Origin of the sequence: Acinetobacter sp. NEB149, from assembly GCF_012516415.1 — a bacterium.
GTDB classification, from domain to species: domain Bacteria; phylum Pseudomonadota; class Gammaproteobacteria; order Pseudomonadales; family Moraxellaceae; genus Acinetobacter; species Acinetobacter lwoffii_V.
Genome location: NZ_CP051208.1, coordinates 1,001,809 through 1,017,093, shown reverse-complemented (window position 1 = coordinate 1,017,093; position 15,285 = coordinate 1,001,809). Strand labels below are relative to the sequence as shown.

The window sequence follows — 15,285 nt, the reverse complement described above, 5'->3', positions numbered from 1 at the left end:
TTAAATATTTTCCGCCAGATGATGTTTTTATGCGCATACAGATGAATACACTATTGTTTTTTTTTCTGAGCTTGCTAATATACGCATCAACAAGACGCGGCGGGGTGGCAGAGTGGTCATGCAGCGGACTGCAACTCCGTGGACGCCGGTTCGATTCCGACCTCCGCCTCCATCTTGTTAAAGCCCGAGTGGTGAAATCGGTAGACACAGGGGATTTAAAATCCCCCGCCCACAAAGCGTGCCAGTTCGAGTCTGGCCTCGGGCACCATTCTTCTACTATAGAAAGATGGTGCAAATAAAGAACCCAGCGAAAGCTGGTTTTTTTATGTCTGTAATTTAGTTAGTCAAAAAATAAGTAAATTAAATTCCCATTTAAAGTGTCATCATTAATCAGGCCCTCCTGCTCTGCTTTCTCAATATCATCCAGCAGAACGTAAATATCCTTGCAAATCCTGTTCCAGTTTCTGCTGAAAATGAATCGGCTCAATAATTTTCACATAGGGCAACCAGTAACGCACCAAAGGCAACAACTGCATTTCGTGACGAATCTGGCAACTGATCACTAACTCTCCAGTCTCGGCTTCCTGCTCGATCCGCTGTTCTGGAAATAAACGGCGCTCTTCAAAAAAGACCGTGACTTCAGGTTGTACCCTGATTAAGACTTGCTGCTTTTGCTGCCCAAACCAGATGCTGTCTTCATCTGCCAGCATTTTCAATATTTCAGGATCATGCGCAAAGCTCTCCGCCTTAGAAACCAGCTTGAGCTGTTGCACCTGACTTAAGCGATAAGTGCGCAACTTGTCCTGATCTACGCCCACCAGATACCAGATACCATGATGGTGAATCAAGCGATAAGGCTTAATGATTCGCAATTGATCTGAATATTGCAACTCAACCTGCTGACGTTTATAGATTGCGCTTGCAAGCAACTTGAAATGTTTGGCAAACTGTTTGGCATCTTCAAAATAATAGCCTTTTGCCGAAAATACCTGATTTGCCCGCTCATCCAGCAGTTCACGCATAAAAGACATATCCAACGCCGGATACAACTCACTGATCCCCGAAAGCTGGGCAAAAGTCTGGATATCCTGCAATTTAAACCGCCCTAAATAAGAGGGTTCCAGATAATATCGTTTCTGTTCATCTTGAAGTAAGGGTAAATAAGAGCCCAGACGATCAAAATCACGCTCAATGGTGCGGATGCTGACCTGAAATTCTGCAACTAGCTCTGCAGCCCGGAGTTGATATCCGACGTTTAATTTGGTCAAAATTCTGGCTAAACGCTCTGCAAGACGCTCATGTGTTGAAGCTGGGCGCTTCATAAATCCCCACTTAATACATTCTCATGTACTTATTTATCGCTAGATGTTGAATGATTATACTGAATGCCGATCAATGAATAATATTAGGACAAAGTCTAAGATATTTTTTGCATCAGATCTTGACCCTTTATTCACCCTAAAAATACAAGATCTTATTTGGATTTTCTGGATGCTTTCTTGCTTGAATGACGATTTTGTATTGTTAATCTTTCTATATAACGCTCCAGATGCAGCATCGCCCGATACATTTTATGTAACTCTACCCAGCTGATGGTTCCGCGAATAATCATTTTATGAATACGTCGTAATGCTCTTAAACTATGTTTTGAACTATATGCTGTTGAAATAATTTTCATCTTATTTTCCCTCTCACATTCATGTGAATGTTTAACCATTTGGTCGGAATTATCTATACATGCAATTTACGTGTCATAATTGACAGGTTGTGTCGAACAGTTAACATTTTTTAATTTTTATTCAAAATTTTATATATTTATTTGTAATAAGATTTTACTCAAAATTAAAAAAGCCAGTAAAATTACTGGCTTTTTTAAACCACTTATCTCGTATTAAATAATTTCAACCACAACTTTACCCACATGTTCTCCCGTATCCATTGCAGCATGGGCATCCTGAATTTGATCAAATTTAAACGTTTTATAGATCATCGGCAGACATTCGCCTTTTGCCCATAACGGTGCAATCTGCTCTTTCAGGCCTTGTGCAATTTCCGCTTTTTCAGCCGTGCTACGTGCACGCATGGTCGAACCGGTAATGGTTAGACGTTTCATCATGATTTGTCCGAGTTTAACTTCTTTAGCTTTGGCCCCGCCCAAGAAAGCGATATAGACCAGACGTCCATCACGGCGCAACAAATTTAAATTACGCTCTAAATAAGGTGCACCAACCATATCTAAAATGACATCAACACCGCCATTGTCAGTGGCTTCATTAATCACTTGCTCAAAGTCCTGAGTTTTATAGTTAATAGCCGTGGTTAAATCAGAAATCGCTGCAACTTTTTCATCTGAACCGACGGTTGCAAAGGTTTTGATTCCAAGTGATTTACACAACATCAAAGCAGTCGTACCAATCCCGCTCGTTCCACCATGCACCAGTACAGTTTCCCCTACTTTGGCCTTACCCATCTGGAACACGTTCGCCCACACGGTAAAGAAGGTTTCAGGAATGGCGGCTGCCTGTACAAAACTTACGCCTTCAGGGATATTCAAAGTCTGGCTTTCTGGCACCACGCAATATTCTGCATAACCGCCGCCATTGGTTAGACCGCAGACTTGATCACCCACTTTAAATTTGGTGACATCGCTACCCACAGCTTCAACAATACCGGCAACTTCCAGACCAGGAACTGGGGTTACCCCTTTCGGCATCGGATATAAGCCTTGACGCTGCAAGATATCTGGACGGTTAATACCAAAGGCATGGACTTTCACCAGAACTTCATCTGCTTTAGGTTCAGGTACAGTCACCGTTTCATAAGCGAGTTTATCGTCACCACCCGGTTCTGTAATAATGACTTGCTGCATGGTTTGTTGCGACATGATTTCTTTCCCTAATCTATGCATTTTATATATCTTGGACTTATTTGAACATAGTTAGCATGAGGAATGAAGCTACATCGGACTTATGTATAATCGGGGGACTATTCAGGAAATTGATAATAGGCCAACCATGACCCAAGTGATCGAATATAACGAAAACAATTACAGTGATTTTGAGTGGTTTGAAGGTTTTGCCGTGATTCGCTTTTATGCAGAGTGGTGCAAGCCCTGTGTTCAGAATTTTCCGATCTTTGCCGAACTGGCGACATACTATGCTGAGGTAAATCCTGAAGTTAAATTTGGCAAGATCAATGTGGATCAGTCTCCGATTTTAACCTTGCGCTATAATGCCTATGGTTTGCCTTCTACGCTTATTTTTAGAAATGGAGAAATTATTAAAAGGATTGCAGGCGTGAAAAGTTTAACCGAAATGAAAGCAATTCTGGCCTTAGTCCTCAATGATTCTTATGAATAATTACCCATGTGAGGCCAAATCTAACAAAAATATTTCTTTTAGCTCACTATCTAAATACGGAGCCTTTAATTAACTACGCCCTTTATATTCCTTTACCATTCGATCACTCACATCTTCCGGATAACACAGCGGCGCATATCCGCCTGCACGATTATAAGCATTACGCTTACCACAACGACTACCATTACGTGCAGTATTGTAAGGACACGGACAATTTCCCGGATAATTCTCAATCGACTGCTGGATTATTTTTTGCTTGATTGCTTCAACGCTTTGGCTGCTCTGTTTGGCTTCAGCTCCAAAAGCCACACACAAGCCAGCCAGCAATATTAATTTTTTCATATATTCCCCAAATCTAGGGAGTATTGTATTAATTGACTAGTAAATTGAAAGATCACATTTTGACTAATCGAATGATTTTCATGCAATCAAAATTTAGGCAATAAAAAACCCGCTTTTCAGCGGGTTTCTTCAAATCAGTCCAGTCTTAAAGACGAACCAATTCCACAATCTTCTCAGCAAGTTCTTCAACTGTATCTACGGTTAAAGTCGTGTCTGTACCTTCAGCAGCATCGGTAATCACAACCACACCAGTTTCACGAACCAGTGCAACCTGCTCCGCATTCAAACCTGCTTTAGCAATAGCAACGATCCCTTGCTGAATCAGCAAGCTTTCTAGCGCCTGAGCATTTTCCAAAGCTTTACCAGATACAGTCACCGCAGCAGGTTTTTGACCCAAACGTGCCGCACGTGCTTCTGCAGTGACAGGCTCATCGTGTGCAGACCATTCAACTGATTCTTCCACCATACCAGCACCAATCGTCACGTTATTCAAACGATCGATGAAGATAAACGAACCGGTGAAACGGCTGTCTTGATAACGGTCAAAGACCACTGGTGCATCAAATTCAACAGTCACATTGGCGATTGCATTTAGCTCAAGTTTATCCACCTGAACTTTTTCCAATGTGTTAACGTTGGTACGGTAATGAATTGCCGTTACTTTTGCCGGAACGGTTTGCGTACCAATCTTGATGTTGTACAGCTTACCCAGTACAAGTGGTTGATCTGCCATCCACACAACAGTCGCTTGAACTGAACGGGAAATATTTGGAACAGCTTGATCCGCACGAATTAACACGTTACCACGTGAAATATCAATTTCATCGTTAAGCGTTAAAGTCACTGCCTGACCTGCAACTGCATGCTCAAGATTGCCATCAAAAGTGACAATTTCTTTGACAGTCGATGATTTACCAGAAGGTAATGCTGTTACGGTATCGCCAACATTGATATCGCCAAGTGCGATCGTACCGCAGAAACCACGGAAGTCGAGGTTTGGACGGTTCACGTATTGCACAGGGAAACGGAAATCCTGCTTCGCTGAACTACGGTTAATTTCCACCGATTCAAGTGTACCCATCAGCGTTTCACCAGTGTACCATGGCGTATTGGCTGACTTGTTCACCACGTTATCGCCATTCAATGCAGAAATAGGCGTAAAGATGATATTGCTTGGTTTACGGTCGCCCAATTGTGCAACGAATGCCGCATATTCAGCCTGGATTTCATTGAAACGCGTTTCAGAGAATTCCACCAAGTCCATCTTATTGATTGCAACAATGATGTTCTTGATCCCGAGCAAACTCGCAATAAAGGTATGACGACGCGTCTGGGTTTGCACGCCATAACGCGCATCAATCAAAATGATCGCAAGGTCACAAGTCGACGCACCGGTTGCCATGTTACGGGTGTACTGTTCGTGTCCCGGCGTGTCCGCGATGATGAATTTACGTTTTTCTGTCGAGAAATAACGATATGCCACATCAATGGTAATGCCTTGCTCACGCTCTGCTTGTAAACCATCGACCAGAAGTGCCAAGTCAGGTGCATCACCTGTCGTACCGACTTTTTTCGAGTCACGGGTCACAGCCTGTAATTGATCTTCATAAATCAATTTTGAATCGTACAGCAGACGACCAATTAACGTTGATTTACCATCGTCCACGTTACCGCAAGTCAGGAAACGCAACAGGTCTTTATTTTCATGTTGTTTTAAATAGCCCAAGATATCTTGGCTGATTAAATCAGATTGATGAGACATCGCTCAAAGCTCCACATATTCTTTAGAAATCGGTTGTTTTGAATCTCTTTTTAATCTCCCTAAATCCCTCTTTAATAAAGAGGGACTTTATCTCCGTTCTGATTTAGGAGTTCCCCCTCTTTTTAAAGAGGTGAGCAGCATTGCTGCGCAAGGGGGGAGATTAAATTAGAAGTAGCCTTCCTGCTTCTTCTTCTCCATCGAGCCTGCTTCATCATGGTCAATCATACGACCTTGACGCTCAGAACTGGTTGCCAGCAACATTTCCTGAATAATTTCCGGCAAGGTATTGGCTGTAGATTCCACAGCACCTGTTAATGGATAACAACCCAAAGTACGGAAACGTACCGATTTCATTTGTGGAACTTCACCTTCTTTTAAAGGCATACGTTCATCATCAACCATAATAAGTGTGCCACTACGTTCAACCACAGGACGTTCTGCAGCCAAATAAAGTGGTACTAATGGAATACTCTCTAAATAGATGTATTGCCAGATATCCAGCTCAGTCCAGTTAGATAATGGGAATACACGAATACTTTCGCCCTTGTTCACTTTACCGTTATAAAGATTCCAAAGTTCTGGACGTTGGTTTTTCGGATCCCAACGATGTTTCGAATCACGGAATGAATAAACACGTTCCTTGGCACGTGATTTTTCTTCATCACGGCGCGCGCCACCAAAAGCAGCATCAAAACCGTATTTATCCAGGGCCTGTTTTAAGCCCTGAGTTTTCATGATGTCGGTATATTTAGAACTACCGTGGTCGAACGGGTTAATACCTGCCTCAACCCCTTCTTTATTCTGATGCACGATCAAATCGAAACCATGGGTTTTCGCCATATTGTCCCGGAAAGTGATCATGTCTTTAAACTTCCAGCCTGTATCGACATGTAATAATGGAAATGGAAGTTTTGCTGGGTAAAACGCTTTTAGCGCAAGATGCAGCATGACCGCTGAATCTTTACCAATCGAATACAGCATGACCGGATTTTCAAACTCGGCAGCAACTTCGCGGATGATATGAATACTCTCAGCTTCAAGCTGTTTGAGATGAGTAAGTCTTTCCTCATTTAACGACATGGACAACACCAGCTTAGAAAAACGTGTACTTATGACACTTTTGAAAATTTATATTCATTATAATGATTTACTTATCCTATCCATTGCTTGTTTTATGATATTGATATATCAAAAGCTCATATAAAAATTCATCAATAATGAATATCAGTTTTTATGAATCAATGATTTGCACAATTCAAGCGAGGATATTGTATGGTAGAGGTATATATTAACCTGTCGCTAAGCCAATAAAATCCTAGAAAAATAATCTAAAGTAGTGGTTCTCAAATAGTTGAAAAATTACTAGAGTAAGTTCAATTCTCCCTTTATATATACTTTGCTTATGCCCTATAGTGCTTTTGATCTTGCCACTGTAAAAACCCGTCTGGAACAGGCCCAGCTTGCTGGTTATATTTATCAGCACCAGCAAAATATTTTGGTCTTGCAAGAACCTTTCAGTGACGATGGCAAGCCTTTAAATATCTATCTGCAACACGAGCTGACCGCGGATCAAATCGGATTACAGTTTGGTCTACGTTTGCAAGAAGGTCATTGGGAATTTCTAATCGGCGTTACTTATAGCAACCAGAACGCAGCTTACGAAATTGGTGCTGGCAACCTAAAAGGTGATCAAAAAGCCTTTAACTTATTATATGCCTTTTATAATTATCCTAAAGCGTTCTATCTAGTGGCATTACCTTTGACAACCAACAGTCAGATTTTGGAGCAAACCTTGCAACAACAGCTTTTCAAGCAGCCTGATCTCGACTTCCTGAATACTGCAGTCAAGGTCAATCCTATGGGCGAACAGGTCAAATGGATGCAACACTATATTCTGCAACAGACTCTAGATATGAAAGTCCGGATTCAGACTGCCCTACTTTAAACTTGAACAGAAAAATTTAGAGATACTCAGTTCGATGTATCTCTATCAAACTCTCAGACAAGCTTAGACAGAATGCCAAATTCCTATTGCCGTTATGACATTACTTGCTCAAACATCCAGTTAACTTATAGTTTATTATTAATTTTAATAGTTCAATAATTATTAAATAATCAATATATTCAATCCTTGTTTATAAGGTTTTTTGTTATTTTTTTGCATACAAAATCAGCAATTACTGTTATCGTTATATCAATAAAAACTTTCAGACACTTTTCCTAAAAACATAATTATAGAGATAAAAAAATGTGGGAACTGTTTACTCATCCGTCAAATATCGTATTTAGTATCAGCCTGAGTCTGATGCTGATGTTTGCTGCACTGGAATGCATATTACTGCTGCTCGGTGGCGGCTCGCAGAATATGTTAGAACAGTTTTTGCCTGAAGACCCCCTGCAACCAGAAATTAATCCAGATCAACATCCCGGCTTTTTCACCAAAGTATTTGACTGGTTATATCTGGGACGTCTGCCTTTATTTATCTGGCTCATCATTTTTCTGACCAGTTATGGCCTGAGTGGCTTATTGATTCAGGGAATATTTGAACGCCTGACCAGCCAGCTCTTCAATGTATGGCTAATTTCCCCAGCCTGTCTGTTTCTGTGTATGCCGATAGTGCGCTGGCTTGCCATGGCTGCCAGCAAGCTTATGCCTCAAGATGAAACTTCTGCCATTTATAGTGACGAGCTTATTGGGCGTACCGCAATCATTATTCTGGGTGATGCCAAAGTCAACTCTCCTGCACAAGCCAAAGTCCGGGATCAGCATGGCCAGACCCATTATGTTTTAGTCGAACCAGAAACCAATCAAATTTTAAATCAAGGTCAGAATGTCGTACTGACCCATAAAACCAAAAATGGCTTTCAAGCCACTGCACTCTAATTTTATTCAGCCAGAACCAAACTGAGACTTTATAACAATGTTAACTTTTGATTTATATAATATTTTAATTATTTCTGGAATTATTTTTGCAGCACTGGTGACCTTCGGTCTCATCATTGCGCGTCTATACCGCCGGTCCAGTAAAGAAATCTCCTTTGTGCGTACCGGTTGGGGTGGTGAAAAAGTGATTTTGGGCGGAGGCGCAATCGTGCTCCCAGTCTTGCATGAAATTATTCAAGTCAATATGAACACTCTGCGTCTTGAAGTGCGCCGTGCAGATGATCAGGCACTGATTACCCGTGACCGTATGCGCGTGGACGTCATGGCCGAATTCTATGTGCGGGTCAAACCTACTGCTGATTCAATTGCAACAGCCGCACAAACGCTCGGGCAAAAGACCATGTCACCGAATGAATTAAAAAATCTGGTCGAAGGCAAATTTGTCGATTCACTGCGTGCAGTAGCAGCAGAAATGGCCATGGAAGAACTGCATGAAAAACGGGTCGACTTTGTACAAAAAGTACAGCAAGTGGTTTCAGAAGATTTGCATAAAAATGGTCTGGAACTGGAAACCGTTTCCCTGACTGGCCTGGATCAAACTGGATTTAAATATTTCAATCCACAAAATGCCTTTGATGCTGAAGGCCTGACCAAGCTCACTGAAACCATTGAAGATCGTCGTCGCAAGCGAAATCATATCGAGCAGGATACCGACCTGGCGATCAAAACTAAAAATCTGGAAGCAGAACAGGCGCGCCTGCAAATCATTCGTGAAGAAGAATATGCCAAGCTGCAACAGGAACGCGAAATTGCCATTCGCCGTGCCGAGCAACTGGCTGAAATTTCTGCTCAGGAAGCCGGTAAAAAACGTGAAGCAGAAGAAGCACAAATTGCTGCTGAACGAGAAGTCGACCTCAAGCGTATTTTAGCGGCCCGTGATGTAGAAAATGAGAATATCCAAAAAGCGCAGCTGATTCAAAAAGCCCAAGTCGAACAAAAGAAAACTATTGAGCTGGCCGAACAGGATCGTGCCATTGCCATTGCAGAAAAATCTCGCGCCGAATCTGAAGCCAAAGCGCAAGCCGATCAGGCACGTGCTCAAGCGGTAAAAGCGGAAGAAGAAGTCATCACTGTACGCCAAATCCAGCAGGCAGAGCGTCAAAAAGCGGTTGAGCTGGTCGCAGCCAAAGAACACGCAGAAAAAGATGCAATTGCGATTACGGTTGCCGCTGAAGCCGGAAAACAAGCCGCAGCAGATGATGCCGAAGCAGTACGTATTGCTGCTGAAGCTGAAGCCGAAAAGGTTCGTCTTAAGGCCAAAGGTGAAGCGGACGCAAAAATTCTACTGGCTCAGGCGATGGAAAAACAGTATCAGGTCGATGCAGAAGGTACCCGTGCAGTCAACGAAGCCAATAATGTGCTGTCACCTGAACAGGTCGAAATGCAGATTCGCCTAGCCATGTTGAAATACTTGCCTGAAATTATCCGGGAAAGTGTTAAACCGATGGAAAATATTGATGACATCAAGATTCTTCAGGTCAATGGCCTGCATGGCAGTCATGCCGGTTCCTGTCAGACAGATGCACATCATGAAAATGGCAATGTTGCCCTGTCAGATCAGGTGGTAAATAGCGCCCTGCGTTATCGCAGCCAAGCACCCTTAATTGACAGCCTAATGAATGAACTTGGTATTCAGGGTGGTGATATTAATGGCATGACCCAGAGTCTGAAAGCTAAAACTTAAAAATAGAATGAGATATAAAAAAGCTCCCAACTGGGTAATGCCAGTCAGTTAAGCAAAAAAAGCTAAAATGCTGTAAAAAGAGCGTATGTAAATACGCTCTTTTTTTATGAATTTATCTCAGAATCTAGATTTAACATTAAAACAAACCCTACCTTCACTTTCACAATTCAGTGAATTGATTGATTTAAACTGGATTGAAGATTGCTTAGACCAAACAGGTAAAGCATCAATTCGAAAAAGAAAACTGCCTGCTGAACATGTTGTTTGGCTGGTAATCGGACTTGCTCTATTTCGAAATCAGCCGATTTGGTATGTGGTTCAACAATTGCAACTTGTTTTCGGTACGGCAGAATACTGTGTACCGAGTGCATCCGTACAAGCAAGACAGCGCTTAGGCTTAGAACCCATGAGTGCTTTATTTTCGACATTAAGTCAGGCATGGTTTAAAGACTCACAACAACAATATAGCAACTTTCACGGTCTATGCGTTTGTGCTGTAGATGGTGTGGTTTGGTCTATGCCTCATACAGAAGAAAACTTTAAGCACTTCGGTTCATCCAAAGGCAAAACAGCAGCTGCACCTTACCCACAAGTTAGAGCGACTTGCCTGGTGAATACCAATACCCATGAAATGATTGATGCCCAAATGGGCAGTATGGATCAAGGTGAATTAACCTTAGCCAGTCAATTAAAAGCACCAGTTCGCAGTATTACCCTATTTGATCGTGCTTACTTCTCTGCTGATTTTTTAGTGAGCTGGCAATCTCAGGCAGAAGAGAGTCATTGGTTGATGCGAGCAAAGGACAACCTGCGTTATGAAGTGATTCATCATAATGCGGCCCATGACTTTCAGATCAAAATGCCTGTTTCAGCAAGAGCAAAAAAGATAAATCCGTCATTGGGTGACTATTGGGAAGCACGTTTAATTGAAGTTGAATATGCAGGAAAAATAAGACGTTACATTACATCATTAACAGATTCTAAAGTTTATCCATTCAAAGACCTTGCAATGCTTTATATCCAGCGTTGGGAAATAGAAATGTGTTATCGGGAAATTAAAAGTGATTTACAGGATGCAAGGATTTTAAGAAGCAAACAACCTGATTTGGTCTATCAAGAATTGTGGGGGGTATTTATTGCATATAATATCTTAAGAAGACAGATGAGGTTTATCGCTGAACATGCAAAGGTGAGTCCTTTAAGGATCAGTTTCCATATTGCATCTATGAGTATTATCAATATCTTAAGGCACACACCTTTAGAATCAGCAGGAAACCTACCCAAACATTTAGCGCAATTATTTGAACAATCTAAAATATTTGTATTACCTGAAAAAAGGCAAAGGCAATGTCCGCGAGTAGTGAAAATTAAAGCACAAAAATATCCAAGAAAATGCCAGTCAATTTCTTAACTGACTGGCATTACCCAACTGGGAGCTTTTTAGTGCATGTTTAATCTATAAATCAAACCAAACCTTTATCTTTCAATACTTGCAACATGGTTGAACCAAGTTCCGCAGGACTGCGGGTATATGCCATACCCGCACGCTCAAAGGCAGCAAATTTTTCTTCAGCAGTTCCTTTACCACCTGAAATAATTGCACCCGCATGCCCCATACGCTTGCCTTTAGGTGCGGTAACACCTGCAATATAACCGACCACAGGCTTGGTGACATGAGCCTGAATATATTCCGCTGCCTCTTCTTCTGCGGTACCACCAATTTCACCAATCATAATAATGGCTTCAGTCTGAGGATCGTCCTGGAACAGTTTCAAGCAGTCAATCTGGTTCATGCCCGGAATCGGATCTCCCCCGATCCCGATACAAGTAGACTGACCCAGTCCAAGCTTGGTGGTCTGCGCTACGGCTTCATAGGTCAAAGTCCCTGAGCGCGAGATAATTCCAATTTTACCCGGCTGATGAATATGACCCGGCATGATCCCGATCTTACATTCACCCGGCGTAATAATGCCCGGACAGTTTGGCCCGATTAAACGCGTGCCATTACCATTGGTTTCCAGATAACGCTTGGCTTTAAGCATGTCGATGGTCGGTACACCTTCAGTGATCACCACAATTAACTCAATGCCCGAATCAACCGCTTCAACAATAGAATCCAGCACAAATGGTGCAGGAACATAAATCACCGAAGCATCTGCGCCAGTTTCTTTCACCGCTTCGCGCATGGTATTGAATACTGGTAATTCCAGATGGGTTTGACCACCCTTACCCGGTGTTACACCACCGACAACTTTGGTGCCGTAAGCCAAAGCCTGCTCAGAATGAAATGTACCGTTTTTTCCTGTAAAGCCCTGTACCAATACTTTGGTGTCTTTATTCACTAATACGCTCATGATTGATACTCCTTAAGCTTTTACAGCAGCAACGATTTTTTCTGCAGCGTCAGCAAGACCATTTGCAGAAATCAATTTCAAACCTGATTCATCCAGTAATTTTGCACCCAGTTCCGCATTGTTGCCTTCGAGGCGAACAACCACAGGAACGGTCACATTTACTTCCTGAACCGCCGCAATAATTGCTTCTGCAATCATGTCACAACGTACAATTCCACCAAAAATATTAATCAACACACCCTGCACAGAATGATCTGCCAGAATAATTTTAAAAGCTTCAATCACGCGCTCTTTGGTCGCACCACCACCGACATCAAGGAAGTTAGCAGGTTGACCACCATAAAGCTTGATAATATCCATGGTTGCCATCGCAAGACCGGCACCATTCACCATACAGCCAATGTTCCCTTCCAATGCCACATAGTTCAGATCGAATTCAGATGCTTTGAGTTCACGTTCATTTTCCTGAGACTTATCACGTAGCGCAGCCACTTCAGGCAAACGGTACAGTGCATTCGAATCAATCCCGATTTTGGCATCCACACACAGAATATCGCCATTTTCACGTACCGACAGCGGATTGATTTCAAAAAGTGCAAAATCATTGTCTACAAATGCCTGATAAGCAGCAGTCATGACTTTAACAAATTGATTAATTTGGCCATCTTTGAGTTTTAGGGCAAAAGCCACTTCGCGAGCCTGAAATGGCATGAGCCCCACTAAAGGATCAACTTCAACTTTAATAATTTTTTCAGGGGTTTCTTCGGCCACTTTCTCAATTTCAACACCGCCTTCAGTCGATGCCATAAAAGTAATGCGGCGGGTTGAACGATCGACCACCGCACCCAAATAAAGTTCGCGCTCAACAGGATAAACATCCTCAGAGACTAAAATGCTATTTACCGGCTGACCATTGGCATCGGTCTGATAAGTTACCAGGTTTGAACCGATGATCTGGTTGGCATATTCAGCAGCCTCGGTAGTCGATTTAACGACTTTTACACCACCGGCCTTCCCACGACCACCCGCATGCACCTGAGCTTTCAGTACTGCGAACTTTCCACCTAACTGCTCGAAAGCATGTACCGTTTCATCGGCATTGGTGGCAAGTATCCCTTCCTGTACCGGCATACCATATTTTTTTAATAGCGCTTTTGCTTGATACTCATGTAAATTCATTCAATAACCTTTTATTACTTCTTTGCCTTGTTATAAACCCACCAGTACCCAGACGTCCGTCAAAGCAGTACCAGCATTTCTTAAAATCGTTATCTTTATTTTTAGATGATTGTTCCCATAAAAACAACCATGAAATGTAAAAAGAGCGACCTAAGCCGCTCTTTTTTTAATTTTATTTACGTTTGCGTTGAATCGCATGAATCGCACGACCATCGACCGCAAGTGCAGCTTCGTGTACCACTTCAGAGAAAGTTGGATGACCAAAAGTCATCAACTGTAGATCTTCAACTGAAGATACAAACTCAAGTGCAATCATACCTTGGTGTACGATGTCAGACGCAGCAGGTCCAATCACGTGCATACCCAATAGACGATCTGTTTTCGCATCAGCAACAAACTTCACAAAACCAGCATTTTCGCCAGCAGCCATTGCACGGCCGTTTGCAGCAAAACCGAATTGACCGGTTTTCACTTCGTGACCTTTGTCTTTGGCTTGCTGTTCTGTTAAACCAACCCACGCCGCTTCCGGATGGGTATAGATGACAGAAATAATCGTGTCGTAGTTGACTTGAGCGGCATGACCGTGAATACGTTCAACGGCCATTACGCCTTCTTCCATGGCTTTATGCGCAAGCATAGGACCACGAACCAAGTCACCAATTGCGTATACGCCGTCCACAGACGTTGCACACCAATCGTTCACTTCAACCAGACCACGCTCAGTCAGTTTAATGCCGCAATCATCCGCCAATAAACCTTCAGCATAAGCACGACGGCCTACACATACGATTAACTTGTCGAAAGTTTGAGTCTTGTCTTCACCGCCCTGAGTGTACTTCACAGTCACTTCAGAACCGTTCACTTCAGTACCAGAAACTTTCGCACCAACGCGAATATCAAGACCTTGCTTAGTCAACAGTTTTTGGTAGTCTTTTGCCAAGGCTTTATCAGCCATTGGTAAGAATGCATCCATTGCTTCAAATACAACAACCTCAGCACCCAGACGACGCCAAACTGAACCTAATTCAAGACCGATAACGCCCGCACCAATTACGCCTAATCGTTTAGGTACTTCTTGGAATTCAAGTGCGCCAGTTGAGTCAACAATAATGTTTTGATCAACAGGTGCAGATGGGATATTGATTGGCACAGAACCAGTCGCAAGAATCACGTATTTTGGTTCTAAAATTTGAGTTTCGCCTTCATGAGAAACGAACTCAACTTTTTTACCGGCAAGTAATTTACCTGTACCTTTTAACCATTCGATGCCGTTGCCTTTCAGCAAGCCATCAATACCCATGGTCAATTGGTCAACGATTTTGTCTTTACGCGCTAAAAGTTTAGCAAGATCAAATTTCACTTCACCCGTGGTAATACCGTGATCATCTAGATGCTGCACTGTATCTTCGTAACGGTGAGAAGAATCAAGCAAAGCTTTAGACGGGATACAACCCACGTTTAAGCAGGTGCCACCTAAAGATGGCTTGCCTTTATGAATACGTTTTTCGATACACGCAACTTTGAAACCAAGTTGAGCTGCACGAATTGCTGCTTCGTAGCCGCCCGGGCCACCACCAATTACGACTAAATCGAATTGAGACATGTTTATCTCCAAATAATCCCCTTTAATCTCCCTTCAAAAGGGAGACCTAAGCCCTCTT

The 15,285-nt window shown here is 42.5% G+C and carries 14 protein-coding genes and 2 tRNA genes; 7 read left to right on the top strand and 9 right to left on the bottom strand.

Features of this window, described 5'->3' with window-relative positions; all coding sequences use genetic code 11:
* The first annotated feature begins 98 nt into the window (after window positions 1-98).
* Window positions 99-172: transfer RNA gene (locus HGD77_RS04735), tRNA-Cys, on the top strand.
* 10 nt (window positions 173-182) lie between these two features.
* Window positions 183-268, top strand: a tRNA-Leu gene (locus HGD77_RS04730).
* Between the two features lie 151 nt (window positions 269-419).
* On the opposite strand, the gene HGD77_RS04725 is transcribed toward HGD77_RS04730, so the two are convergent.
* From HGD77_RS04725 to HGD77_RS04715, 3 genes are all read right to left on the bottom strand, one after another.
* Window positions 420-1,322 (bottom strand): helix-turn-helix transcriptional regulator, encoded by a 903-nt coding sequence (locus HGD77_RS04725; RefSeq protein WP_138742902.1) that lies wholly within the window; start codon window positions 1,320-1,322, stop codon window positions 420-422.
* Window positions 1,323-1,474: 152 nt separating this feature from the next.
* Window positions 1,475-1,678, bottom strand: coding sequence for a hypothetical protein (locus HGD77_RS04720; protein WP_004646307.1), 204 nt, complete (start codon window positions 1,676-1,678; stop codon window positions 1,475-1,477).
* A gap of 213 nt (window positions 1,679-1,891) precedes the next feature.
* On the bottom strand, window positions 1,892-2,884 hold the full coding sequence (locus HGD77_RS04715; RefSeq protein ID WP_138742903.1) for an NAD(P)H-quinone oxidoreductase: 993 nt from the start codon (window positions 2,882-2,884) through the stop codon (window positions 1,892-1,894).
* A 130-nt stretch (window positions 2,885-3,014) separates the two neighbouring features.
* On the opposite strand from HGD77_RS04715, the gene HGD77_RS04710 reads away from it, so the two are divergent.
* Complete coding sequence (locus tag HGD77_RS04710) at window positions 3,015-3,359, top strand: thioredoxin family protein (protein WP_138742904.1); 345 nt, start codon at window positions 3,015-3,017, stop codon at window positions 3,357-3,359.
* Window positions 3,360-3,428: 69 nt separating this feature from the next.
* On the opposite strand, the gene HGD77_RS04705 is transcribed toward HGD77_RS04710, so the two are convergent.
* The 3 genes from HGD77_RS04705 to cysD all read right to left on the bottom strand — a co-directional run bounded on the left by HGD77_RS04705 (window position 3,429) and on the right by cysD (window position 6,543).
* A complete protein-coding gene (locus HGD77_RS04705; protein WP_138742905.1) occupies window positions 3,429-3,701 on the bottom strand; it encodes a hypothetical protein in 273 nt (90 codons plus the stop codon).
* Window positions 3,702-3,846: 145 nt separating this feature from the next.
* Complete coding sequence (gene cysN / locus HGD77_RS04700; protein ID WP_004279461.1) at window positions 3,847-5,463, bottom strand: sulfate adenylyltransferase subunit CysN; 1,617 nt, start codon at window positions 5,461-5,463, stop codon at window positions 3,847-3,849.
* Window positions 5,464-5,628: 165 nt separating this feature from the next.
* On the bottom strand, window positions 5,629-6,543 hold the full coding sequence (gene cysD / locus HGD77_RS04695; protein ID WP_004730252.1) for a sulfate adenylyltransferase subunit CysD: 915 nt from the start codon (window positions 6,541-6,543) through the stop codon (window positions 5,629-5,631).
* Between the two features lie 322 nt (window positions 6,544-6,865).
* Between cysD and HGD77_RS04690 the strand changes: the two genes are divergently transcribed.
* The 4 genes from HGD77_RS04690 (at window position 6,866) to HGD77_RS04675 (ending at window position 11,502) form a co-directional block, all read left to right on the top strand.
* Window positions 6,866-7,408, top strand: a complete 543-nt coding sequence (locus tag HGD77_RS04690; RefSeq protein ID WP_004279459.1) for a hypothetical protein — start codon at window positions 6,866-6,868, stop codon at window positions 7,406-7,408.
* Window positions 7,409-7,711: 303 nt separating this feature from the next.
* Complete coding sequence (locus tag HGD77_RS04685) at window positions 7,712-8,347, top strand: YqiJ family protein (protein ID WP_005096292.1); 636 nt, start codon at window positions 7,712-7,714, stop codon at window positions 8,345-8,347.
* A gap of 37 nt (window positions 8,348-8,384) precedes the next feature.
* On the top strand, window positions 8,385-10,091 hold the full coding sequence (locus HGD77_RS04680) for a flotillin family protein (RefSeq protein WP_005096291.1): 1,707 nt from the start codon (window positions 8,385-8,387) through the stop codon (window positions 10,089-10,091).
* A 106-nt stretch (window positions 10,092-10,197) separates the two neighbouring features.
* The gene (locus HGD77_RS04675) at window positions 10,198-11,502 is read left to right on the top strand and encodes an IS4 family transposase (protein WP_004282307.1); all 1,305 of its coding nucleotides are present in this window, start codon (window positions 10,198-10,200) and stop codon (window positions 11,500-11,502) included.
* A 52-nt stretch (window positions 11,503-11,554) separates the two neighbouring features.
* Here the strand turns inward: HGD77_RS04675 and sucD are convergent, their stop codons facing one another.
* The 3 genes from sucD to lpdA all read right to left on the bottom strand — a co-directional run bounded on the left by sucD (window position 11,555) and on the right by lpdA (window position 15,227).
* Window positions 11,555-12,445: a succinate--CoA ligase subunit alpha gene (gene sucD, locus HGD77_RS04670; protein ID WP_005096290.1), complete on the bottom strand. Its 891-nt coding sequence runs from the start codon at window positions 12,443-12,445 to the stop codon at window positions 11,555-11,557.
* Window positions 12,446-12,457: 12 nt separating this feature from the next.
* Window positions 12,458-13,624, bottom strand: a complete 1,167-nt coding sequence (sucC, locus tag HGD77_RS04665; protein WP_138743058.1) for an ADP-forming succinate--CoA ligase subunit beta — start codon at window positions 13,622-13,624, stop codon at window positions 12,458-12,460.
* Window positions 13,625-13,796: 172 nt separating this feature from the next.
* Window positions 13,797-15,227, bottom strand: coding sequence for a dihydrolipoyl dehydrogenase (gene lpdA, locus HGD77_RS04660; protein ID WP_005096288.1), 1,431 nt, complete (start codon window positions 15,225-15,227; stop codon window positions 13,797-13,799).
* Window positions 15,228-15,285: the final 58 nt, after the last annotated feature.